We start from the raw sequence: 22,627 nt of genomic DNA, 5'->3' as shown, positions 1-22,627 counted from the left end.
GGGAGAGGGGGAGAGGGCTCAGCGGGAGACGACGACGATCGTCTTCAGCGAGCTCTCGCCGGGGACCTGGGTGAGCGCCGCCTCCGCCTCCTCGAGCGGGAACTCCGCCGTGACGAGCGCGTCGAGGTCCACGCCCGGCGCCTGGGCGGCCGCGATGACCTTGGGCCAGGTGTCGACGTAGCGGAAGATGCCCGTCAGCACGATCTCCTTGTTCATGACCTCCTGCACGGGGATCGGCATCTCCTCCGCGCCGAGCCCCACCATGACGGCGGTGCCTCCCGGGCGCAGCGCCTTCAGCCCCGCGAGCAGGGCGGGGGTGGCGCCGGAGCACTCGATGAAGGCGTCCACGCCGAGCGCCGCCGGGTCGAAGCCCGGGTCCAGGGGATCCACCGCGGAGGTCGCGCCGAAGCCGAGGATCTGCTCGCGGCGCGAGGCGACCGGGTCCGAGACGATGATCTCGGTGGCGCCGTAGGAGCGGGCGGCGATCGCGGTGAGCGCGCCGATCGGCCCGGCCCCGGCGATGAGCACGCGGCTGCCGGGGGCGAGCTGCGCCTTGCCGACGGCCCACATGCCGACGCTGAACGGCTCGAGCAGCGCGCCGGCGTTGTCGCTCAGCGCATCCGGGATCGGGAAGGCGAACTCCGCGGGCGCGGTGACGTAGTCGCAGAAGGTGCCGTCGATCGGCGGGGTCGCGTAGAACTTCATGTCCGGGCAGAGATTCAGGTGGCCCGTGGTGCACTGGCGGCAGGTGCGGCACGGCCGCTGCGGCTCGACGGCGACGCGCTCGCCGATGCGGGAGGGGTCCACGCCCTCGCCCACGCCCGCGATCACGCCGGAGACCTCGTGGCCCAGGATCAGCGGCTGCTCGACGACGAAGTCCCCGATCCGCCCCTCCTTGTAGTAGTGGACGTCGGATCCGCAGACGCCCACGGCGCGCACGCGCACGAGCACCTCGCCCGGCGGCGGGGTGGGGACGGGGCGCTCCTGCATCTCGACCTCGCCCTGGCGCAGCAGCACGGAGGCGCGCATCGTGGCAGGGACGTCGGGCGCGAGGACCGGCCCGGTCGAGGGTGCTGTGCTGGTGGCGGGGGCGGGGACGGACATGGATGCTCCTTCGGATCACGGGTCGGGACCATTGTGCGGGACAGCGCGTTCCCGCGGCAGGTCGCGCCCGTCCCTCGGGCGTCCCCCGCCTCTCCCCGCGCCGGTATGATCTCGGGGTGCCTCCGGGCACCGGGAGGGTTGACAGAGCGGCCGAATGTGGTGGTCTTGAAAACCACTGTGCAGTGACCCTGTACCGCGGGTTCGAATCCCGCACCCTCCGCCCGACGGCCCGTCCGGGGCCTGCCGCACCGGGACGGACCCCCAGCGTGGAGCCGCGCGTCCCGCGTAGCATGAGCCGAGCCCGCGGACCCGGCCCGGCCGGCACACCCCTGCGGCGAACGCGAACGGTTCAAGGGAGAGAACGAGCCATGGCCCAGTACACAGGCGTCCCCGTCAGCCCCGGCCGGGTGGTCGGCACCATCCGCACCATGGCACCGCCGGTCACCGAGCCGTCGGCCTCCCAGAAGGTGCCGGACGGCGTCACCCCGGAGGCGGAGGCGGAGCGCATCCCCGCCGCCGCCGCGGCCGTGCAGAAGGCGCTCACGCGCCTCGCCGAGCGCGCGAACGGCGACGGCAAGGCGATCCTCGAGGCGACCGCCCAGATGGCCGCGGACCCGTCCCTCGCGACCACCGCGAAGGGCCTCGTCGTCACCGCCGGCAAGAGCGCCGAGCGCGCCGTGTGGGAGGCCGGCGACCAGGTCGCCGGCATGCTCGAGAACATCGGCGGCTACATGGCCGAGCGCGCGACCGACGTGCGCGACGTGCGCTCCCGCATCGTCGCCGAGCTGCGCGGCGAGCAGGCTCCCGGCATCCCCGACGTCGACGAGCCCTTCGTGCTCACCGCGATCGACCTCGCCCCCGCGGACACCGCGACCCTCGACCCCACGCGCGTGCTCGCCCTCGTCACCTCCGACGGCGGCCCCCAGTCCCACACCGCGATCCTCGCCCGCCAGCTGGGCCTGCCCGCGATCGTCGCCGCCCGCGACATCCACGAGTTCGCCGACGGCACCGAGGTCTTCGTCGACGCGGGCTTCGGCACGATCACCGACGAGGTCACCGAGGAGCACCACCGCTTCGCCGAGGCCTGGGCCGAGCTGCAGAAGAACCCGCTGACCTACGAGGGCGGCGGCGGTGTGCTCGCCGACGGCACCCGTGTGCAGCTGCTCGCCAACATCGGCGGCGCGAAGGACGCCGAGAAGGCCGTCGCCGCCCATGCCGACGGCGTGGGCCTGTTCCGCACCGAGTTCCTCTTCCTTGACCGGGAGGACGAGCCCTCCGTCGAGGAGCAGACCGCCGCCTACCGTGAGGTCTTCGCGCACTTCCCCGGCCAGAAGGTCGTGGTGCGCACGATCGACGCCGGCGCGGACAAGCCCCTCCCGTTCCTCACCGACGCCGACGAGCCGAACCCGGCCCTCGGCGTGCGCGCCTACCGCACCTCGTGGGAGAAGCGCTCGGTGCTCACCAACCAGCTCGACGCGATCGCCGCCGCGACCGAGGGGACCGAGGCGACCCCGTGGGTCATGGCGCCGATGATCTCCACCCTCGAGGACACCGAGGACTTCGCGGCCCTCTGCGCCGAGCGCGGCCTCGACCCCGCCGGGATCATGGTGGAGACCCCCTCCGCCGCGATCACCGCGGACCGCCAGCTCACGGCCTGCGACTTCGCCTCGATCGGCACGAACGACCTCACCCAGTACACGATGGCGGCGGACCGCATGCTCGGCTCCCTCGCCCACCTGAACAACCCGTGGCAGCCCGCCGTGCTCGCCCTCGTGAAGGCCACCTGCGACGGCGCCCGCACCGCCGGCGGCGACGCCGGCGCCTACGGCGATAAGGCCGTGAAGCCCGTGGGCGTGTGCGGCGAGGCCGCCGGCGACCCGGGCCTCGCGGTGGTCCTCGTGGGCCTCGGCGTGAACTCCCTGTCGATGACGCCCCGCTCGCTGCCCGCCGTCGCGAAGGTGCTCTCCACCGTCACGATCGAGCAGGCCCAGGAGCTCGCGGCCGCGGCGGTCTCCGCCCGCACCGCGGACCTCGCCCGCGACGCCGTGCGCGCGGGCCTGCCGATCCTGGGCGAGCTCGGGCTCTGAGCCGCTCTGAGCGACGCCTGCTTCCACGAACGGGAAGCAGGCGTCGCTCCGTGTCGCCGCGGGGTGCGCGCTGCCGGGTCGTGCCGCTGCCGGCCTCCTCTCCCACGCACGATGCCGCCTAAGCGACATCCGCTTCCGGGATGGGGAGGCAGGCGTCGCCGCGACGTCCGTCGGCGCCGTCGTCGTACGATGTCGCCCGCGGCTGCGGCTTGCGCATCCCACCTCGAGCGACATCTGCTTCCGGGAAGGGGAAGCAGGTGTCGCTCGGTGGTGTCGGTTCCGTGCCGCCGGCCGCGGGAGGTCATGAGTCCCTCACGCGGTGAGGGGTGTTCTCGCGTCCTGGCGGGCGAGGAGTGCTCGGAGCCGGAGCAGAACGTCCGCCGGCTCGTGGAGGTCCTGGGCCGTGAGGCGGAGGACCGCCCAGCCCATCCGATGGAGCGCCTCGTCCTTGACCCTGTCGTCGGCCTGCTGCTCCGCCACCGTGAGATGTCGCAGGCCGTCGTACTCGACGGCGATCCGCTGCGCCTCGTAGGCCAGATCGATGTGGAAGCGCCGGCCCGTCGCCGGATCCACCACGGCGAGGTTGTTGACCGGCTCGGGGAACCCGTTCCGCCACAGCATCAGACGGGTGCGCGTCTCCATGGGCGACCAGACGTTCGCGCGCACCATCGTGATCGCTCGCCGGAGCGAGGGTGCGCCGCGGCCGGTCTCGGCGAGGACGAGGGACGTGAGCTCCGCGAGCGGGACATGGATCGCGGCGCCGTGCCGGCGCGTCGCCAAGGAGTCCATGGCGATGACGAGGTCGTCGAGAGCCCAGTGCCGGGCGCTCTGCGCCAGGGCGGTCACCGGTGGGGCGAGGTCCATGCCGTGATGCCGGAGCCGGGCACTGACCGAACCTCGATGAACGGCCAGGGTCGAGGTGCGGCGGGCGGAGCCGGAGCGAGGTGCCACACAGTGCACACGCTCGCCCTCGGCCCACCCGCGACCTGAGGGGAGGGGGACCTCGAGGAGCTCGAGCGCGGTCTCGTGGCTGACCACGGCGCCGGGGATGACCTCACGTTGGAGCGTCTGCACGACAGCCCGCAACGACGCCGGCTTCGCGACCGTCGTGACCCAGCCGGGCAGCACGCTCCGCACCAGATCCGGGTCGGCGAGGAAGCGCGGGTGCATACCCTGCTCGAGCAATGAAGCACGGCGGTGGACGTCGAAGGGCGGCAGGTCGCGGGGATGCAGGGCCATGCCGAGGAGTGTGGAGGAGCGCCCGCTCTCGCGGATCCATCGGTGCCGGCGATGTGGATGGACGGCCATGGGGGAGGGACGACCGCCGGCTGAGGGCGTTCCTGTCTCACGGGGCGACGTGCGCTTCCCAGATGGGGAAGCAGGTGTCGCTCGGGTGAGTTGGGCGGCCGGGCGGGGCGGGCGTTGCCTGCCCGGCGCTGAGAGCACGCCGCCCCTGACGCAGCACCGCCCGCCGCCGGCGTGGGCCGGGGGCGGGCGGTGCGGTGGTACCGGTGCCGGATCAGGCGTCGGCGTCGAGGTCCTTCTCGAGCAGCGCGGCGAGGGCCGCAACGGCCTCGTCGGCACCCTCGCCCTCGGCGCGCAGGGTGACCTCGTCGCCGTTGCCGGCGCCGAGGGTCATGAGCATGAGCATGCTCGAGGCCTGGACGGGGCTGCCGCCGACCTTCTCGATGGTGACCTCGGCGGGCTGCTCCGCGGCGGCCTTGGAGAAGATGGTCGCCGGGCGGGCGTGGAGCCCGGAGGCGCTGGCGATCTTGACGGTGCGCTCTGCCATGGGAGTGCCTTTCGTTCGGGGCCGCGGCGCGGCCGGTCGCGGACGGGCCGCGGTGGAGGTGTACGGACAGGGACGATATCGGACGGGCCGGGGTGACGCCGGGGAACGCTCGCTCCCCGGCGCCGCCCCGAGGTCAGAGCTGCGCCTGGCGGGCCGCGACGCGGTCGCGGAGCGCAGGGGTCAGCGGATGCTCGGGGGCGAGCCCCGTGATCTCCGCGGTCGCGGCATCGGCGTCCTTCGACGCGAGCAGCTCCTGGAGACGCGTGACCTCCTCGTCGCCCTCGGGGGTGAAGGCGAGCGCGGCGGCGAACGCGTCCTGCAGCGCGGAGGAGCCGAGCTCCCGCTCCGCGAGCTCCGCGGCCGGGCCGACGATGCGGTCCTCCCGGGAGAGCTTGCGCAGCGGCGAGCGGCCCACGCGCTCGACCGGATCGGGCAGTGACGCATTCGCGAAACGGCCCTGCACCTTGGTGCGGTAGGCCTCCATCTCCTCCGGTGCGAAGCCGTGCTTGGCGACCAGCAGCGCGGAGGTCTCCTCGAGCACGGCGGCGACCTGCGCGGCGACGGCGGGATCCGCGACGGACTCCGCGATCGTCGCGTGGCCGGCCGCGAAGCCGTGCCAGGCGGCCGTCGCGTGGCCCGTGTTGACGGTGAAGAGCTTCCGCTCGATGTACGGGCCCAGCTCGTCCACCCAGGTGATGCCGGGGACGTCGGGGACGGTGCCGCCGAAGGGACCGCGCTCGACCGCCCACTCGTGGAAGTCCTCCACGGTGACGTCGAGGCCGGCGTCCGCGTCCTGCACGGGGACGATGCGGTCCACGGCGGTGTTCGCGAAGAACGCCTTCTCGTCGAGGTCGTCGCCCTCGTAGGCCGCGCGGACCTCCTGCTCGAGGATGTCCGTCGCGTTGATCGCGTTCTCGCAGGCCATCACGGCGACGCGCGGGGCGCCGGCCGGCCTGGCCGCGATGCCGGCGGCGATGTTCGGCGCGACGAAGCGCAGGATGCGCACGCCCACCGCGGTGGTGACCACGTCCGCGTCGGCGAGCTCCTCGGTGAGGACCTCGGGCTGCTGCTTCGAGTTGACGGCGCGGAAGCCGGTCACCACGGTCTCGGTCGGGTGCTGGCCGACGGTCGCGACGGTGTAGCTGTCCGCCTGCTGCAGCTGGGCGATGAGGGCGTCGGCGACGTCGGCGAAGACGAGCTCATAGCCGGCCTCGTGCAGGAGCAGGCCGACGAAGCCGCGGCCGATGTTCCCTGCACCGAAATGGACTGCCTTCATGGGTGGATCACTCCTTGTCGGAACCGAAGATGTCGAGGATCTCGTCCGGGCTGGTCGCCTTCTCGAGGCGCTCCACCTGGGCGGGATCGGAGAAGGTCATGGCGACCTTCTGGAGCAGCTCGAGGTGCTCGTTGCCCTGGCCGGCGATGCCGACGACGAAGGTCACCGGGCTGCCGTTCCAGTCGATGCCGCCCGGGTAGCGGGTGAAGGTCATCGCCGAGCGGCGGATCGAGGACTTCGCCTCGTTCGTGCCGTGGGGGATGGCCAGGCCGTTGCCCATGAACGTCGAGACGGAGGCCTCGCGGTCGTGCATCGCGGAGACGTAGTCCTCGCCCACGGCGCCCGCGGCGACGAGCAGGGAGCCCGCCTCGTCGATCGCGGAGTCGGCGCCGGTCGCGGAGCCCTGCAGGACGATCGAGTCCCGGGAGAGGATCTGCGGCGCGGCGTCGGCCGGTGCGCCCGCGCCCGTCGCAGGGGCATCCGACGGGGCCTCCGCCGCATGACGACCCCGGGTCGAGGACTCGGCCCCGGCCGCGGTGGCGCCCGCGGCAGCTGCGCCTGCGCCCGCGCCGGCGGCAGCGGTGAGGGATTCGTTGCCGCCGTCGGCCGTCGCGGCGGTGTCGGCCGTGTCCGCTGCGTCGGAGGCGTCCTCCCCGTTGTTGCGGCTGCGGACGAGGTCGACGACCTCGTCGTAGCGCGGGGAGTTCATGAACTGGTCCACGCTCACATGGATCGCGGAGCCCGTGCGCTGGCGGGCGCGGTCGGTGAGCTCCTTCTGGGTCACGACCACGTCCCACTCGTCGTTCAGCGACGAGATCGCCTTGTTGGTGACCTCGACGTCGTCGAAGCCGGCGCCGCGCACCTTCTTGCGCAGCACGGTCGCGCCCATGGCGGAGGAGCCCATGCCGGCGTCGCAGGCGAAGACGATCCGCTGGATCGGGCCGGTGTGGCCGGAGGTGTCGGCCGCGGAGGCGGCACCCGCGCCCGCCGCGCCGGCGCCGGTGAGGGCGCCCGCCACGGAGGACTTCTTGCCCTTCATCTGCTCCATCTTCGCGGTCGCCGAGGCGATGTCGCCGTCGTCCTGCTTGCCGATCTTGAGGAACAGCGTCGACAGCAGGAAGCTCACGAGCGCGGCACCCAAGATCGCCAGTGAGATGCCCAGGTAGGAGTCCCGGGAGGCCACGCCGAAGATCATGAAGACCGAGCCGGGCGAGGCCGGAGCGATGAGCCCGGTCCCGAAGAGCATGTTGATGAGGACGCCGGCCATGCCGCCGCCGATCGCGGCGAGGATGAGGATCGGCTTCATGAGCACGTACGGGAAGTAGATCTCGTGGATGCCGCCGAAGAACTGGATGATCGCCGCACCGGGGGCGGAAGCGCGCGCGGCGCCGCGGCCGAAGATCGAGTACGCGAGCAGGATGCCGACGCCGGGACCGGGGTTGGACTCCAGGAGGAAGAGGATGGACTTGCCGTTCGCGTCCGCCTGGGCGAGCCCGAGCGGCGTGAGCACGCCATGGTTGATCGCATTGTTGAGGAAGAAGACCTTCGCCGGCTCGATGAGGATCGAGACGAGCGGGAGGAGGTGCGCGTTCACCAGCACCTCGACGCCGGCGGAGAGCGCGCTCATCAGACCGTTGACGAGCGGGGCGAGGCCGAAGAAGCCGATCACCAGCATCACGAAGCCGAAGATGCCGGCGGAGAACATGTTCACGAGCATCTCGAAGCCGGCCGGGATGTGGTCCTGCCACAGGCGGTCGAGCTTCTTCATGAGCCAGGCGGCGAGCGGCGCCATGATCATCGCGCCGATGAACATGTGCACCTGGCCCAGCTCGGCATACTCGCCGGCCGCATTGCCCTGGGCGACCCACTGCTCGAGCAGACGGGCGTTCTCCTGGGCGATCAGCCAGTCCGAGCCGCCGATCACCCCCATCGTGGCGATGACACCGACGACGGCGCCGCGCGCCTCGTAGATCATCCGGCCGCCCGTGTTCGCGATGAGCAGCGGGAGCAGGTAGTGGATCATCGGACCCACGACGCTCGCGAGCGGCGCGTTGGGCGTCCATCCCTTCTCGATGAAGAAGGCGGTGAGGACACCCCACGCGATGAGCGCGGGGATGTTCGGCATCACCATGTTCGACAGCGAGGTGCCGACCTTCTGGAGCGCCACCCGCGGGCTGAACCCGCGGGGCGCCTCGGTTGCTGTGGTCATCACGTGTCCTCGTGGACGGCCGGGGGACCGACGGCGGTGCCCCGGGGGACGGGCCTGGCGCGACGGGTGACGCGCTGCGGTCGCCGGGTGCCCGGGGAAGGGCAGAGGAAGATCCCGGCGGCTGGACGCAGTCTAGTTCTCCGCGGAGCCGCCGGTCAGGCCTTGCCGACCGCGATACCCGGGTCCTGCGCCGCCTCGCCCTCCGCGGGCGCCTGGGCGCGCGTGCCGCGCCAGCGCCGGAAGGCGAGCACGGTGAGCACGATCACGAGAGCCCAGGAGCAGCCGAGCACGACCCCGTGCGGCACGTCCGGCGAGCCCATGAAGGCGCCCACCGCGACGAGCGAGAGCTGTCCCGGCAACGACGCGAGGACCGTCGCGACGAGGAAGTCCCGGGCCGTGATCCCGAGGGCGCCGCTGCCGTAGTTCACGGGCCAGTAGGGGATGCCCGGCATGAGGCGCAGCGTGCACACCGCGTAGAAGCCGCCGCCGGCCAGCCGGTCCTCGACCACTGCGGCGTGGGAGCCGAGCAGGCGCATCACGGTACTCTCCCCGAGCAGGCGGGCGATGCCGTAGCCGCCCAGGCAGCCGGTCACGACGCCGATCAGCGACAGCAGGGTCCCGAGCGGCACCCCGAAGATCATCCCGCCGGCCACGGCCATGATCGTCACCGGGATGGGGGTCGTCGCGACAACCGCGTAGAGCAGCACGAAGACGATCGGGCCCCAGGCGCCGGCGGCGTCGACGTCGGCGCGGATCCCCGCGATCGAGGGCAGGCGCACGTTGAACGCGAGCCAGATCATGACCAGGACGACCACGACGAGGGCGACGTTGCGCAGCACCGTGCCCCAGGGGACGTGGCCGCGCCCGCCGACAGGGCCCTCCGTCGTGGTCACCGGGTCGTCAGCGCTCGGTCGGCTCGACGCGGCGCTCGCCGGCGCGCACCGGGATCGGCAGGTGGTTGCCCTCCGGGGGCTTCGGGCAGGTGCCGAAGGCGCTGAAGGCGGAGGGCCAGTTCATGGCGAGGTTGAGGTCCACGCGGGCGCGCTCGCCGTCGATCTCGACCGGGACCTGGCGCCAGTCCGACGTCTCCGTCCCCGAGGTCTCGTCGGTGAGGATCAGCGTGCCGTCACCCGTGACCCGCAGCTCGACCTGCTCGCCGTCGACGTCGAGGACGACGACGCCGGGGGAGGGCAGCTGCTGGGTGAGCCACGGCAGCGCGGAGCCGACGGTCACCGTCGTCGGGTCCGCGCGGAAGCTCCCCTCGAGCACGGCCGACGGGTCGTGGGGGAAGACGGGGACACCGGTGAAGCCGGCGCGGCGCGGGGTCGCCGGGTCCAGGGGGCGCAGCCCCGTGCGGTCACCGCGACGGACGACGTCGATCCGCACACCCGCGTCGGTCACGCCGAGCTGCACGTCGCCCGGGTCGAGCAGGGTGAGGGTGCGCTCGCCGTCCACCTCGATGACCTGCACCTGTGCGGGCTCGGCGAGGACGGTGAAGTCCGAGGGCGCACCGCGGGAGACGAGCCGGCCGCCCTCGAGCGCCCAGGTGCCCGGCACACCGGGGAAGCTCCGCTCCCCGGCGCCCGCCTCCACCCAGTGCAGGCCCACCTGGGCGAGCACGGAGTGCGGGGCGGCGAGGCCCGCGTCGCGACGTCGGCGGAACTCCTCCCAGTCCTGGGCGTCGGAGACGGTCACAGCAGGCCCTGCTCCGGGGTGCCGGCGGCGATCGGGGTCATGCGGGTGACGACCGCGGGCTTCGCGACGAGATCCGCGACGTCGCCGCGGAGGATCTCGACGACGCTGCCGGAGCCGTGCGCGTCGAGGTCCTCGGCGCTCGACCACTTCTCGATCATCGTGACGGTGCCGTCCTCGGCGGCGTGGATCGCGTACTTCTCGCACCCGGCCTCCTCGTGCACGGCGGCGATGCCGCGCTGCATGGCCTGGGCGAGCTCCTGCTGCTTCCCCTCGGCGGGGAAGAACACGGCGGTGACGACGACGGTCATCGGGACTCCTTCGGGTCGGTGGCGTGACCGTATCAACGGGCCGTCACCAGGGGCGAGGGTGTTCCATCGGCCGGCCCCGTGCGGGGCGGCGGGCCGGGCGGGAATCTCGGGGGGACTACAGTGCCTGTGCCCGTGTCGCCACCGCGGCACGGCATCCAGCACGTCTGCACCGCAGCACCGCGCCTGCGCCCGCATTCCTCCTCACGAGGTCACGTCGCCGCCGGCGACCGTCGGGCCGGGGCGCCCGAGGAGGTCCCTGTGCCCGATCCGTACCCCACCCCGTCGCTCGCGCGGCACCCCGAGCTGCTGCGGAGGCTCGGCGCGCTGCTCGCGGTGACCGTCCTCGCCGCGCTCGCCGTGCTCGCGGGCCCCACCGCCGCCCAGGCCGAGCCGAAGGACACCTACGTCATCGGCACGGACACCACGTTCGCCCCCTTCGAGTTCACCGGGGAGGACGGGAAGCTCCAGGGCATCGACATGGACCTCATCCAGGCGATCGCCGAGGACCAGGGCTTCGAGGTGGAGATCCGCCCGCTCGGCTTCGACGCGGCGCTCCAGGCCCTGCAGTCCGGCCAGGTGGACGCCGTGATCGCCGGCATGACCGTCACGGACGAGCGCGAGAAGACCTTCGACTTCTCCGACCCGTACTTCACCGGCGGCGTGCAGCTCGCCGTGCCGGAGGGCTCGGACATCTCCTCCTACGAAGGGCTCAAGGGCCAGACGGTCGCCGTGAAGAACGGCACCACCGGCAAGGAGTACGCCGAGGAGAACGCCGAGAAGTACGGCTGGACGGTGGACACCTACCAGGAGACGACCGACGTCGTCGACGCCGTGAAGTCCGGCCACGCGGTGGGCTACTTCGACGACTACCCCGTCATCCAGTACGGCATCACCCAGGGCTCCGGGTTCCAGACCGTGGGCGATCCCGTCCTCGGCGGTGACTTCGCGATGGCCGTGAACAAGGGGGAGAACCCCGAGCTCGTGGACGCCTTCAACACGGGCCTCGCGAACCTCGAGGAGAGCGGTAAGTACGACCAGATCGTCGACACCTACCTCAACGCCGACGGCGGCGCGCAGCAGTCCCGCGACGTGCTCTCCGTCGCCGCGACGTACTGGCCGACCCTCGTGCGGGGCCTCGGCCTGACGATCCTCGCGACCGTCGTCTCGATCGTCGCGGCGTTCGTGCTGGGCATCGTCTTCGGTTTCGGGCGCATCTCCCGGATCGCGCCGCTGCGCTGGATCTCCACGGCCTATGTCTACGTGTTCCGCGGGACGCCGATCCTCGTGCAGGCCTTCTTCGTCTTCTTCGCGATCCCGCAGCTGTTCCCGGAGCTCAAGATGGGGGCCTTCGTGGCCGGCGCGATCACGCTCTCGCTGAACACGGGCGCCTACATGACCGAGATCATCCGCGGCGGCATCCAGGCCGTGGACCCGGGACAGACGGAGGCCTCGCGCTCCCTGGGCCTCGGCCACTGGAAGTCGATGCAGAAGGTCGTCCTCCCGCAGGCGTTCCGGATCATGATCCCGTCCTTCGTGAACCAGGGCATCATCACGCTCAAGGACACCTCGCTGCTGAGCGTCATCGGCCTCGCCGAGCTCACCTACCAGTCCCGGCAGATCATCGCCTCGACCTACATGTCCTCGCAGATCCTGGTGATCGTCGCGGCCATGTACTTCATCGTCATCACGGCCCTGACCCTGCTCTCCCAGCGTCTCGAGAGGACGTACGCCGCATGAGCGCGAACGCGAAGATCATCGTCCAGGACCTCCACAAGAGCTTCGGTGACAACGAGGTGCTGAAGGGCATCGACCTCACCGTCGCCGAGGGCGAGGTCGTCGCCGTGATCGGCCCCTCCGGCTCCGGCAAGTCCACGTTCCTGCGCTGCCTGAACCGGCTCGAGGAGCCCTCCGGCGGCACGATCGTCGTGGACGGCGCGGATCTCTCCGCGAAGGACGTGAGGATCGACGAGGTGCGCCAGCGGATCGGCATGGTGTTCCAGCACTTCAACCTGTTCCCGCACATGAGCGTGCTCGAGAACGTCACCCTCGCGCCCGTGGAGCTGGGCCGGCTCTCGAAGGCCGCGGCCGCCGAGCGCGGGCGCACGCTCCTGGAGCGGGTGGGCCTCGGGGACAAGGCCGCCGCGAAGCCGGCGTCCCTCTCCGGCGGGCAGAAGCAGCGCGTCGCGATCGCCCGCGCGCTCGCCATGGAGCCCGAGGTCATGCTGTTCGACGAGGCCACGAGCGCCCTGGACCCCGAGATGGTGGGCGAGGTGCTGCAGGTGATCCGCGACCTCGCCGAGGGCGGCATGACCATGGTGCTCGTGACCCACGAGATGGGCTTCGCCCGCGAGGTCTCCCAGCGCACCGTGTTCATGGACGGCGGCGTCGTCGTCGAGGAGGGCCCGCCGGCGGAGATCTTCGGGAACCCGCAGAGCCCCCGCCTGCGCGACTTCCTCTCCAAGGTGCTGTGACGGCGCGCCCGTGAGCGCCGACGACGCCCTGCACGAGGGGCAGCACTCGCTGACCCGCGCCGTCGCCGAGCGGCTGCTGCGCGAGCAGGCGCCCGCGCACGTCGAGCTGCCCGCCGACGCCGAGATCCACCTGCTCCCCGGGGCCGGCACCACGAGCCACGTGGTGCGGGTGGGGGAGGGGCTCGTCGCGCGCTTCCCGCTCACCGGGGAGGATCCGCGCGCGGTGCGCGCGTCGCTCGGTCGCGAGCACGCCGCGATGGCGGAGCTCGCCGGAGCCGTCCCGGTGCCCGCGCCGCGGCCGCTCATGATCGGCCGCGGCGGCCACGGCTACCCGCTCCCGTGGTCCCTGCAGACCTGGGTCCCCGGAGAGATCGCGACGCCCACCGGCGCGGCGGGATCCGTGCCCCTCGCCCTGGACCTCGCCCAGCTGCTCGAGGCGCTGCGGGCCGTTCCCACCCGCGGGCGGACGTTCTCCGGCACGGGCCGCGGCGGGGACCTGCGCGCGCACGACGCCTGGATCGCCGAGTGCCTCGCCCGCAGCGAGGACCTCCTGCCGGTCCCCGCGCTCACCTGCGCCTGGGAGAAGTGGCGGGAGCTGCCGCGGGAGGACGCCGACGTCATGAGCCACCAGGACCTCATCCCCGCGAACCTGCTCCTGGACGGCGGGACCGCGCCCCGGCTCGCGGGGGTGCTGGACAGCGGCGGCTTCGGCCCCGCGGATCCCGCTCTGGACCTCGTCGTCGCCTGGCACCTGCTGGACGCCGGCCCCCGTGCCCTGCTGCGCGAGCACCTCCGCGTGCCCGAGTTGACCTGGCGGCGCGGCGAGGCCTGGGCCTTCGCCCAGGCGATCGGTCTGGTCTGGTACTACGAGACGACGTCGCCCGCGATGGCGGAGCTGGGACGCAGCACGCTCGCGCGGCTGCTGGCCGACGCGGGGAGCTGAGCGGCGGCAGGAGGCCCGTCGGCCTGCTGCGACCGGAAGGGCGCTCAGCCCTCCCCGGCGAGGTGCGCCCTCAGGTGGCGGCCGGTCGCGCTCGCCGGATCCGCGGCGACCTCCTCGGGGGTGCCGAGGGCGACCACGCGGCCGCCGGCCTCGCCGCCGCCCGGGCCCATGTCGAGGACGTGGTCCGCGTTGGCGATCATGTCGAGGTCGTGCTCGATGACGACCACGCTCGCCCCGCGCTCCACGAGCCGGTCGAGCACGGCGAGCAGGGTGCGGACGTCCTCGGGGTGCAGGCCCACGCTCGGCTCGTCGAAGACGAAGAGGGCGTCGTCCTGGCGGCGGTCGATCTGCCCGGCGAGCTTGAGCCGCTGCGCCTCCCCGCCGGAGAGCGCCGGGGTGTCCTCCCCGAGGGTCAGGTAGCCCAGGCCCAGGTCGATGAGGGCCTGGAGCCGGCGGCGCACGGAGGGGAGGTCGTCGACGAGCCCGATCGCCTCCCGCACGGAGAGGGACAGCAGGTGGGGGAGGGAGATCCCGCCGGGGCCGTCGGCCCGCGGGCGGAGGACCGCGTCGGCCTGCGGCCCGTAGCGGTGGCCGCCGCACTCGGGGCAGTCGATGTCGACGTCCGGGAGGAACTGCACGTCGAGGGAGACCTGCCCGGTGCCCTCGCAGCGCGGGCAGCGCAGGGAGCCGGTGTTGTAGGAGAAGTCGCTGAGGGTGAGCCCGCGCTCGCGGGCGTCCTCGGTGCGGGCGAAGGCGCGGCGCAGCTCGTCCATGACGCCGGAGTAGGTCGCGACGGTGGAGCGGACGTTCACGCCGATCGGGCTCGCGTCGATCCGGTGCACGCGCCGGATACCGGGCGCCTCGAGGGAGCGCACGTGGCCGGGTAGGGGGCGGTCGTCGATGAGGGCCTGCACCGCGGGGACGAGGGAGTCGAGCACGAGCGTCGTCTTCCCGGAGCCGGAGACCCCGGTGACGGCGGTGAGGCGGCCGCGGGGCAGCTCGACCTCGAGCGGGTGGACGGTGTGGATCGCGTCGGTGACCAGGCGCAGCGACTCCCCGTCGCCCGCGGCGCGCTCCCGCACGATCACCTCCTCGCGACCGTCGAGGAAGCCGCCGAGGCGGGAGGCGGGCGCCGCGGCGATCTGCTCGACGGTGCCCTGGGCGATGACGGTGCCGCCCTCCGCGCCGGAGCCGGGTCCGATCTCGACGAGGTGGTCCACGGCGCGCAGCACCTGCACGTCGTGGTCGACGAGGACCACGGAGTTGCCGTCGGCGAGGAGGTCCTCGACGAGCCCCAGCAGGCCCTCGATGTTCGAGGGGTGCAGGCCGATGCTCGGCTCGTCGAGCACGTAGAGCACCCCGGTGGTGCGGTTGCGGACGGCGCGGGCGAGCTGCACGCGCTGCAGCTCGCCGGTGGACAGGCTCGAGCCGGCCCGGTCCAGGGCGAGGTAGCCGAGGCCCAGCTCGGTGAGCCGCCCCGCCATCGAGACGAGCTGCTCGACGAGCACCCGCGCCATGGGGTGCATGCTCTCCGGCAGGGGGTCGATGATCGTGGGCGCCCAGGCCAGGAGCGCGTCGAGGGTGAGGGCGGTGGCGCCGGCGAGGCCCAGGTCGCCGATCCGCGGTCCGCGGGCGCGCGGGGACAGCCGGGTGCCCTCGCAGTCCGGGCAGACGCTCTCGGTGAGGAAGCGGTCCACGCGGGCGAGCCGCTTCTCGGTGTCCGCGCGGCGCAGCTCCTCGGTGACGGTGAGGCGCGCGTTGCGGAAGGTGAAGTCGAGCTCGTGCAGCCCCTTCTTCGAGGTGACGGTGATGTGCTTCTTCTCCTCGGGGCCGTCGAGGACGATCTGCCGCTCCCACTCCTCGAGGTCCTGCCAGGGCACGTCGATGCGCACGCCGAACTCGCGGGCGATCGCGGGCTGCACGTTGAAGCCGAACATCTGCCAGGGGACGACGGCGCCGTCCTCGAGGGTCCGCGTGGGGTCGGGGACGAGGGACGCGTCGTCGACGGAGCGGATCGTGCCGACCCCGTCGCAGCGCGGGCAGGCACCCTCGGCGTTGAAGGCGAGCTCCTCGGCGCCCGGGGCGATCACCTGCTCCCCGCACTCGGGGCAGGAGAAGGGGACCTCGGCGGCGACGTCGAGGGTGGGCGGGACCCGGTGGCCGTTCGGGCACAGGTGCGCGGCGAGGCGGGAGAAGATCAGGCGCAGCACGTTCAGCAGCTCGGTGGAGGTGCCGAAGGTGGAGCGCACGCCGGGCACGGAGGGCCGCTGGCGCAGGGCGAGCGCGGCGGGGACGTGGGCGACCTCGTCGACGTCCGCCCGCGGCGCCTGCGAGAGCCGGCGGCGGGTGTAGGTGGACAGCGCCTCGATGTAGCGCCGGGAGCCCTCCGCGTAGAGCACGCCCATGGCGAGGGAGGACTTGCCGGAGCCGGAGACGCCGGCGATGCCGACGAGGGACTGCAGCGGGATGTCCACGTCGATCCCGCGCAGGTTGTGCACGCGTGCGCCGCGCACGGTGATCGACGTGGGGATCGGCGGGGGAGTGCTGCGGCGATCGGTCACGGGGCCGAGGCTACTCGCGGGGCCCGACGGACGGAGCGCCGACGGGCGGAGCGCCGACGGGCGGCGGCGCCGCGCCGGCCACGTCGGTCCGCGCTCACCAGGACATGGTGTGCTCGCCGGGGCCGACGCTCCGCTCCGGGGCGCCGGGGAGCCGTACGAGGGCCCGCATCGACGCCGGCACCGTCAGCACGAGGCACCGCGACGCGCGGTCCATGTCCACGGCGAGGTCACCGCGCACGGTGCGCCGGGTCATCGCGATGCGGGCGACGTCGACGTCCGGATCCGGGGCGATGATCGCCTCGCCCCAGCCGTCGGGGCCGCGCCGCAGGCCCACCACGTGCTCGTGGATCCACGTGACCGGCGTGCCCATGAAGTAGTGGGAGCAGGAGCGGGGGTTCTCCCACATCTCCATGAAGCTGCTGTTCCCTGCCTCGAGCCAGTCCCGCCAGCCCGGCGCCCCGGAGGCGCCGAGCACCCGCTGGGCGAGCCGGCCGTGGCCGTGGGCGGAGAGCACGGGGAACAGGTGGCGCACCCCGAGGTGCCCGCAGTCGTGATGGGCGTCGCGGGCCTCGAGATCCGCGACGAGGGCGCCAAGCACCCGGCGCTCGAGCTCGGGAGGGACGATGCCCGCGGCGAGCGGGAGGATCTGGCTCGTCTGCCGCACGAGGCCCGTGCCCGGGTCGCGGTAGAGCCCGCGGCCGGGGTCGAGGAAGACGTGGTTCACGGCCTGCTCGAGGTCGCCCGCCTGCGCTCGCAGCGCGGCGGGGGCGGGCACGCCGGTGAGATCCGGGAGACCGGCGAGATCGAGGGCACGGGCGAGGGAGCGCAGGCCGCCCGCGACGGCGAGGGTGCCGCTGAGCCGCTTCTCCTCCGGGGCGGGGCCGGGGCTGCCGGGGGTGAGGTAGTCGCCGAGCACCCCGCTGATCAGGCCGTCCTCGTCGCGGCGGGCGAGCTCGTGCTCGAGGTGGCGGGCCGCGGCGGCCGCATGCTCCCGCAGCGGCTCCGCGTCTTCGTACTCGAGCAGCAGCTCCTCGAGCACGGCCGGCAGCAGGCAGGTCCACTCGGGGGCGGGGGAGAGCTCCTCGTAGCCCCAGCCGGGCGTGGGGGCGATGACGGCGAGGGCGCCGTCGGGGCGCAGCGTGTCCGCCTGGTCGGTGGCCCACTTGGCGAGCATGTCGTGCATGTCGAAGCTCGTGGTCATCGCGGAGAGGGCCGTGAGGGCGTCCCCGGTCCAGCCGTTCTTCTCGTGCATCGGGGTGTCGGTGGGGACGTGGTGCATGTTGTTGGACAGGGAGCGGCGCATGGCGTCGTCGAACCGCTCGAGGAAGGGATCGGAGCTGTTCAGCGTGCTCGCCGTGGTGAGCGCGGCGTGGGCGAGGATCCCCGTGGTCCCCAGGTCGCGGAGGGTGAGCGGCTCACCGCGATCCGCGCCCGCGGGATCGGGCACGCGGTCGATCTGCACGTAGCGGAAGCCCTTGTAGCTGTGGCGCGGGGCGAACGTGCGCGCATGCCCCGGCTCGAGGCGCACCCGGTCCTCCTGGAAGCGGTCGCCGCGCACGTGCTCGTTCGCGCAGTCCACCTCCCCGCTCGCGAGCAGCTTCTCGCCGTGCCGGGCCCGCAGCCGCAGGGCAGGGGCGTCCGGCGGGACCGACGCGGCCAGGGCGTACTCGCACCAGCCCGCGATCACGCGCCCCATGTCGAGCACGAGGCGGTCCGAGCTCGCGGAGACGACGGCCGGGGTGATCCGCTCGATCTCGCGCACGGGCGGCTGCCGCTGCGGCACGAGCGGGCCGTCGGCCGCGTCGTCGGCGAGCACGGACTGCGTCCAGCCGTCCTCCTCCGCCCCCGGCACGAGCCACGCGCCCGGGTCGCCGCTCGGCTCGAAGGTCTCGCCGGCGTACATCGAGTCCGCGGTGATCGGTCCCGGGCGCACCTGCCAGTGCTCGCCGGTGGCGACCTCGAGCGTGCTGCCGTCCTCGAGCTCCGCGACCAGATGGGCCCAGGCGCGCACGGGCCCGTGCCAGGGAGCCTGCTCCCAGCGCCACACGGTGGGCGTGGTCAGGGCGTGGAAGCCGCGGCCCAGCTCGATGCCCAGCACGGAGCGGCCGGGGCTGAGCAGCGCGGTGACGTCGAGCTCGCACACCTGGATCCGTGCGCGGGGATCGGTGAGGCCGGGGTCGAGCCGGCCGGGCCCCACCTCCCGGCCGCCGAGGTGCGCACGGAAGGTGCCGAGCCCCGTGACGCGCAGCGTGGCGGAGCGGACGGGCGCGGGCACCTCGACCACGGTGCGCAGCTGCGGGTTCTGGGGATCCGGCCCGGGCGCCGTGATCCAGCGGGCCGGGGAGGCGTCGATCGGGGGCACGCGGCAGCACCTGCTTCGGCGGAGGGGGCGGGGCGCGGCCAGTCTGGCACGCGGCCGTCGGCCCCGTCCGGCGTTCCGCCCGCCCCGGAGCAGGGACGGTGGGCCGATGGGACGGTGGGCCGAGGGGCCGCTCAGGCGCCGAGCCGGCCCGAGAGCCGCTCCATGCGCCGCGCGCTCGCCCCGTCGAGGCCCACGATCCGTGCCCGCTTGCCGCGCTCGGCGTACTTGGTGACCACCGCGTCCAGCGCGGCGACCGTCGAGGCGTCCCAGACCTCCGCCGCGGAGAGGTCCACGACGACCTCCTCCGGGTCGCCCGCGTAGTCGAACTGGTGGACGAGGTCGTTGCTCGAGGCGAAGAACAGCTGGCCGCGCACCCGGTAGCGGCGCACGGTGAGCGTGCCGCCGTCGACCCCGTCGACCCCGTCGGTCCCGTCGGTCCCGCCCGCCGTCGTCCCCTCCGGCTCCACGCGCACGAGATGCGCGACCCGCCTCGCGAACAGCACGATCGCCGTGAGCACGCCGAGCACCACGCCGATCGCGAGGTTGTGCGTCCACACCGTCACGACCACCGTCACCGCCATCACCACCGTCTCCGAGAGCGGCATGGCGCGCAGGGTCGAGGGGCGCAGGCTGTGCCAGTCCACGGTCGAGGCGCACACCGCGAGCATGACCCCGGCGAGGGCGACCATCGGCACCCGGCCCACGGCCTCGCTCAGCAGCAGCACGAGGATCAGCAGGAACACGCCCGCGCTGAAGGTCGACAGCCGGGTGCGGCCCCCGCCCTGCTTCACGTTGACCATGGTCTGGCCGATCATCGCGCAGCCGCCCATGCCGCCGAAGGCGCCCGCCATGAGGTTCGCGACGCCCTGGCCCCAGGACTCGCGGGTCTTGTCGCTGCGGGTGTCCGTGATGTCGTCGACGAGCTTCGCGGTGAGCAGCGACTCCATGAGCCCCACGAGCGCCATGGCGAGCGCGTAGGGGGCGATGATCCGCAGCGTCTCGAGCGTGAAGGGGACGTGCGGCAGTCCCGGGATCGGCAGCGAGGAGGGCAGCTCGCCCTGGTCCGCGACGTCCGGCACCTGCCAGCCGGTGACGGCCACGAGCACCGTGACCGCGACGATCGCGACGAGCGGGGCGGGGACGGCCGACGTCAGCCGCGGCACCACCACGAGCAGCACGAGGCAGAGGGCGAGCAGCGGGTAGACGAGCCACGGCAGGTCCCGCCCCACGAGGTGCGGCAGCTGGGCCAGCAGGATCAGCACCGCGAGGGCGTTGACGAAGCCCGTCATGACCGAGCGCGGGATGAAGCGCATGAGCCGCGCGACGCCGAGCAGCGCGAGCACGATCTGCAGGAGCCCCGCGAGCAGCACCGCCGCGACGAGATAGGCGGTGCCGTGCGCGGCGACGAGCGGCGCGATCACCAGCGCCGTCGCCCCCGCCGCGGCGGAGACCATCGCCGGTCGCCCGCCGACGACGGCGATCGTGATCGCCATGATCACCGCGGTGAACAGGCCCACCTTCGGGTCCACGCCCGCGAGCACGGAGAAGGAGAGCACCTCGGGGATCATCGCGAGCGCGACGACGAGGCCGGAGAGCAGCTCGATCCGCAGCCGGCGCGGGGAGCGCAGCGCGGAGAGCACGGTGGGCGGCCGCTCCTGGGAATGGGCAGGGGCGTCCGCGGTCACGGCGGGGGAGGGGGTCATGGCGTCCTCGGGGATCGGGGCGGGGCCGGAGCCGGGCGTCCCCGGCGCTCACCGCCGCATGCCAGGGTACGGCGGTGAGCGTCCCCGGCACCTGCCCGCCCGCTCCCAGGGCGCGCCGGGCCGGCCCTGGCACCATGGCCGGATGGACCTGCCCACGCTGCTCGGCGAGATCGGGGACCGCGCCGCGCCCGGACCGGTGCCGAGCGGGACCTGGTGGCCCCTCGTCTCCCTCGCCCTCGCCCTGGTCGCCGTGCTCGTCGCCCCGCTGTGGCGGCTGCTGCGCCCCGCCGTGACGATCGTCCACGAGCTCGGGCACGCCGTGACGGGGATCCTCGCGGGCCGCCGCTTCACCGGCTTCGTCGTCTCCGCGGACATGTCCGGCCACGCGATCACCGTGGGCCGCCCGCGCGGGCCGGGCCGTGTGATCTCCGCCTGGTCCGGCTACCCCGCGCCCGCCCTCCTCGGGGCCGTGCTGATCCAGGTCGCGCTCGCCGGCGCCGCCGGGACCGCGCTCGCCGTCGCGCTCGCGGCGCTGCTCGTCTCCCTCGTCTTCACCCGCTCCGTGCACACGGTGCTCGCCGTGCTCGGCAGCGCCGCCGTCGTGGGGGCCGTGTGGTGGTGGGGCAGCCCCGCGCTCGTCGCCCTCGTGACCCTCGCCGTGGGCGCCTTCCTCCTGATGGGCGCCTGGAGGCACGTGCTCGTCGTCGCGAGCAGCGGCGGCCGCGGGGACGACCCCGCGCAGCTCGCCCGCCTCACCCCGCTGCCCGCCGCCGTGTGGATCGGCAGCTACCTGCTCGTGCTCGCCGCCTGCACGCTCTGGGCCCTCGCCGTGCTCGCACCGGGCCTGCGCGACCTGCTCTGAGCGGCGCCGCGGTCACCGCGCGCTGCGCGCGTCGGCGCTGGTCTACCCTGGTCGCTCCCGTGCCCGTCCCTCCCCGAGGAGTCCGATGACCGCCCTGGCCCCCGCCGTCCCCACCCGCCGACCGGTGCTCGCCGACGCCCTGCTGCATCGCACCTCGTGGCTGCTCGACGCGGTCCTCGTGGTGGCCGGCGCTGCGATCGTCGCGCTGCTCGCCCAGGTCGAGATCCCGCTGCCGATCGTCCCGATCACGGGCCAGACCCTCGCCGTGCTCGTCGTCGGCTCCGCCCTCGGCGCCCGCCGCGGCGCCGCCGCCCTCGTGACCTACATGGTCGCCGGCCTCGCGGGCCTCCCCGTGTTCGCGGGCTTCTCCGGCTCGCTCGCCGCGATCATGACCCCGAGCTTCGGCTTCATCCTCGGCTTCGTGCCTGCCGCGTTCCTCGCCGGCTGGCTCGCCGAGCGCGCCTGGGACCGCCGCCCGTGGCTCGCCCTCGTGGGCTTCGTCGCCGCGAGCATCGTGCCCTTCCTCGTGGGCGTGCCCTACATGGCCTACATCCTGAACGTCGTCATGGGCGCCGGCTACGACCTCGCCGGCATCCTCGCCGTGGGCGTCACCCCGTTCCTCGCGGGCGGCCTCGTGAAGGCCGTCATCGCCGCGGTCCTCATCCCCGCCGCCTGGCGCGGCGTGCGCGCGGTCGACGCGCACTGGCGGTGAGCGAGGAGCAGCAGGCCCCGCGCTACGAGCGCGAGGAGAGCCGCGCCGAGACCCTCGACCGCAACTGGAACGAGCTGCTGCAGGAGATCCGGGTCCTGCAGACGGGATCCCAGATCCTCGCGGCCTTCCTGGTCGTGCTGCCCTTCCAGGCGCGGTTCCCCGAGCTGGACGCCTTCCAGACCGCGCTCTACCTCGGGCTCCTGCTGCTCGCGCTCGTCATCGTCGCCCTGCTGCTCACCCCCGTGAGCCTGCACCGGCAGCTGTTCCGCCAGCGCCTCAAGGACCGGATGATCCACACGGTCGACGTGCTCGTGCAGGTCGCCCTGCTCCTGCTGGGCCTGCTGCTCGTCGCGGTCGCCGTGTTCGTGCTCGACGTCGTCGTCTCCCGCGGGGCGGCGCTGGCCGCCGGTGCGGGCCTCGCGGTGCTGCTGGTGGCGCTGCAGATCCTGCTCCCGCGGGGTCTGGCACCGCGCCGGGAGGGCTGAGCGACGCGCGCGCCGGGCGTCCCGGGGGCGTCCGCAGCCGCTCCCCGCCTGGCCTAC

Annotated in this window: 18 protein-coding genes and 1 tRNA gene; 8 read left to right on the top strand and 11 right to left on the bottom strand. The window is 73.5% G+C overall.

Annotated features, from left to right (window positions below):
* Positions 1–18: 18 nt before the first annotated feature.
* Complete coding sequence (locus NLU66_RS17090) at positions 19–1,104, bottom strand: NAD(P)-dependent alcohol dehydrogenase (protein WP_259360797.1); 1,086 nt, start codon at positions 1,102–1,104, stop codon at positions 19–21.
* 132 nt (positions 1,105–1,236) lie between these two features.
* Between NLU66_RS17090 and NLU66_RS17085 the strand changes: the two genes are divergently transcribed.
* Together NLU66_RS17085 and ptsP are read left to right on the top strand one after the other, a co-directional pair.
* A tRNA-Ser gene (locus tag NLU66_RS17085) sits at positions 1,237–1,324 on the top strand.
* Between the two features lie 148 nt (positions 1,325–1,472).
* On the top strand, positions 1,473–3,191 hold the full coding sequence (ptsP, locus tag NLU66_RS17080; RefSeq protein ID WP_259360796.1) for a phosphoenolpyruvate--protein phosphotransferase: 1,719 nt from the start codon (positions 1,473–1,475) through the stop codon (positions 3,189–3,191).
* A gap of 312 nt (positions 3,192–3,503) precedes the next feature.
* Here the strand turns inward: ptsP and NLU66_RS17075 are convergent, their stop codons facing one another.
* From NLU66_RS17075 to NLU66_RS17045, 7 genes are all read right to left on the bottom strand, one after another.
* Entirely contained in the window at positions 3,504–4,430 is a 927-nt protein-coding gene (locus NLU66_RS17075; RefSeq protein ID WP_259360795.1) for an endonuclease domain-containing protein, read from the bottom strand.
* A 280-nt stretch (positions 4,431–4,710) separates the two neighbouring features.
* Positions 4,711–4,983, bottom strand: a complete 273-nt coding sequence (locus tag NLU66_RS17070; protein WP_259360794.1) for an HPr family phosphocarrier protein — start codon at positions 4,981–4,983, stop codon at positions 4,711–4,713.
* Between the two features lie 133 nt (positions 4,984–5,116).
* Positions 5,117–6,259 carry a mannitol-1-phosphate 5-dehydrogenase gene (locus tag NLU66_RS17065; RefSeq protein WP_259360793.1) on the bottom strand — a complete coding sequence of 381 codons (1,143 nt, stop codon included), beginning with the start codon at positions 6,257–6,259 and terminating at the stop codon, positions 5,117–5,119.
* Positions 6,260–6,266: 7 nt separating this feature from the next.
* Positions 6,267–8,468, bottom strand: a complete 2,202-nt coding sequence (locus NLU66_RS17060) for a PTS sugar transporter subunit IIA (protein ID WP_259360792.1) — start codon at positions 8,466–8,468, stop codon at positions 6,267–6,269.
* Positions 8,469–8,623: 155 nt separating this feature from the next.
* The gene (locus NLU66_RS17055) at positions 8,624–9,361 is read right to left on the bottom strand and encodes a TVP38/TMEM64 family protein (protein WP_259360791.1); all 738 of its coding nucleotides are present in this window, start codon (positions 9,359–9,361) and stop codon (positions 8,624–8,626) included.
* A 7-nt stretch (positions 9,362–9,368) separates the two neighbouring features.
* Positions 9,369–10,163 (bottom strand): DUF1684 domain-containing protein, encoded by a 795-nt coding sequence (locus NLU66_RS17050; protein ID WP_259360790.1) that lies wholly within the window; start codon positions 10,161–10,163, stop codon positions 9,369–9,371.
* A complete protein-coding gene (locus NLU66_RS17045; protein WP_259360789.1) occupies positions 10,160–10,471 on the bottom strand; it encodes a putative quinol monooxygenase in 312 nt (103 codons plus the stop codon). Before NLU66_RS17045 ends, NLU66_RS17050 begins: the two co-directional genes overlap by 4 nt.
* Before the next feature lie 258 nt (positions 10,472–10,729).
* On the opposite strand from NLU66_RS17045, the gene NLU66_RS17040 reads away from it, so the two are divergent.
* The 3 genes from NLU66_RS17040 to NLU66_RS17030 are packed head-to-tail and all read left to right on the top strand — an operon-like array spanning position 10,730 to position 13,885.
* A complete protein-coding gene (locus tag NLU66_RS17040) occupies positions 10,730–12,208 on the top strand; it encodes an amino acid ABC transporter substrate-binding protein/permease (protein WP_259360788.1) in 1,479 nt (492 codons plus the stop codon).
* Complete coding sequence (locus NLU66_RS17035) at positions 12,205–12,942, top strand: amino acid ABC transporter ATP-binding protein (protein WP_259360787.1); 738 nt, start codon at positions 12,205–12,207, stop codon at positions 12,940–12,942. The genes NLU66_RS17040 and NLU66_RS17035 overlap by 4 nt, the downstream gene beginning before the upstream one ends.
* Positions 12,943–12,952: 10 nt before the next feature.
* A complete protein-coding gene (locus NLU66_RS17030; protein ID WP_259360786.1) occupies positions 12,953–13,885 on the top strand; it encodes a phosphotransferase in 933 nt (310 codons plus the stop codon).
* Positions 13,886–13,929: 44 nt separating this feature from the next.
* Here NLU66_RS17030 and NLU66_RS17025 read toward each other — a convergent pair whose 3' ends face one another.
* The 3 genes from NLU66_RS17025 to NLU66_RS17015 form a co-directional block, all read right to left on the bottom strand.
* The gene (locus tag NLU66_RS17025) at positions 13,930–16,446 is read right to left on the bottom strand and encodes an excinuclease ABC subunit UvrA (RefSeq protein WP_259360785.1); all 2,517 of its coding nucleotides are present in this window, start codon (positions 16,444–16,446) and stop codon (positions 13,930–13,932) included.
* Positions 16,447–16,540: 94 nt separating this feature from the next.
* Positions 16,541–18,808, bottom strand: a complete 2,268-nt coding sequence (locus NLU66_RS17020) for a glycoside hydrolase family 78 protein (protein WP_259360784.1) — start codon at positions 18,806–18,808, stop codon at positions 16,541–16,543.
* Positions 18,809–18,939: 131 nt separating this feature from the next.
* Positions 18,940–20,511: a SulP family inorganic anion transporter gene (locus NLU66_RS17015; protein ID WP_259360783.1), complete on the bottom strand. Its 1,572-nt coding sequence runs from the start codon at positions 20,509–20,511 to the stop codon at positions 18,940–18,942.
* A gap of 142 nt (positions 20,512–20,653) precedes the next feature.
* Here NLU66_RS17015 and NLU66_RS17010 point away from each other — a divergent pair, with 142 nt between their 5' ends.
* From NLU66_RS17010 to NLU66_RS17000, 3 genes are all read left to right on the top strand, one after another.
* Positions 20,654–21,373 carry a M50 family metallopeptidase gene (locus NLU66_RS17010; protein ID WP_259360782.1) on the top strand — a complete coding sequence of 240 codons (720 nt, stop codon included), beginning with the start codon at positions 20,654–20,656 and terminating at the stop codon, positions 21,371–21,373.
* 85 nt (positions 21,374–21,458) lie between these two features.
* Positions 21,459–22,085 (top strand): biotin transporter BioY, encoded by a 627-nt coding sequence (locus NLU66_RS17005; RefSeq protein ID WP_259360781.1) that lies wholly within the window; start codon positions 21,459–21,461, stop codon positions 22,083–22,085.
* The gene (locus NLU66_RS17000) at positions 22,082–22,570 is read left to right on the top strand and encodes a DUF6328 family protein (RefSeq protein ID WP_259360780.1); all 489 of its coding nucleotides are present in this window, start codon (positions 22,082–22,084) and stop codon (positions 22,568–22,570) included. The genes NLU66_RS17005 and NLU66_RS17000 overlap by 4 nt, the downstream gene beginning before the upstream one ends.
* The last annotated feature ends 57 nt before the right edge of the window (positions 22,571–22,627 follow it).

It is taken from the genome of Brachybacterium sp. NBEC-018 (genome assembly GCF_024860185.1).
GTDB lineage: Bacteria > Actinomycetota > Actinomycetes > Actinomycetales > Dermabacteraceae > Brachybacterium > Brachybacterium rhamnosum.
Note: the sequence above shows the minus strand (reverse complement) of the source record. Positions and strands in the feature narration are given on the sequence as shown.

What these genes read in the sequence shown, in the direction of transcription:
- NLU66_RS17060 (WP_259360792.1), bottom strand. Translation starts at nt 8,468, where the DNA reads ATGACCACAGCAACCGAGGCGCCCCGCGGGTTCAGCCCGCGGGTGGCG.
- NLU66_RS17035 (WP_259360787.1), top strand. Translation starts at nt 12,205, where the DNA reads ATGAGCGCGAACGCGAAGATCATCGTCCAGGACCTCCACAAGAGCTTC.
- NLU66_RS17075 (WP_259360795.1), bottom strand. Translation starts at nt 4,430, where the DNA reads ATGGCCCTGCATCCCCGCGACCTGCCGCCCTTCGACGTCCACCGCCGT.
- NLU66_RS17090 (WP_259360797.1), bottom strand. Translation starts at nt 1,104, where the DNA reads ATGTCCGTCCCCGCCCCCGCCACCAGCACAGCACCCTCGACCGGGCCG.
- NLU66_RS17070 (WP_259360794.1), bottom strand. Translation starts at nt 4,983, where the DNA reads ATGGCAGAGCGCACCGTCAAGATCGCCAGCGCCTCCGGGCTCCACGCC.
- ptsP (WP_259360796.1), top strand. Translation starts at nt 1,473, where the DNA reads ATGGCCCAGTACACAGGCGTCCCCGTCAGCCCCGGCCGGGTGGTCGGC.
- NLU66_RS17015 (WP_259360783.1), bottom strand. Translation starts at nt 20,511, where the DNA reads ATGACCCCCTCCCCCGCCGTGACCGCGGACGCCCCTGCCCATTCCCAG.
- NLU66_RS17005 (WP_259360781.1), top strand. Translation starts at nt 21,459, where the DNA reads ATGACCGCCCTGGCCCCCGCCGTCCCCACCCGCCGACCGGTGCTCGCC.
- NLU66_RS17045 (WP_259360789.1), bottom strand. Translation starts at nt 10,471, where the DNA reads ATGACCGTCGTCGTCACCGCCGTGTTCTTCCCCGCCGAGGGGAAGCAG.
- NLU66_RS17010 (WP_259360782.1), top strand. Translation starts at nt 20,654, where the DNA reads ATGGACCTGCCCACGCTGCTCGGCGAGATCGGGGACCGCGCCGCGCCC.
- NLU66_RS17065 (WP_259360793.1), bottom strand. Translation starts at nt 6,259, where the DNA reads ATGAAGGCAGTCCATTTCGGTGCAGGGAACATCGGCCGCGGCTTCGTC.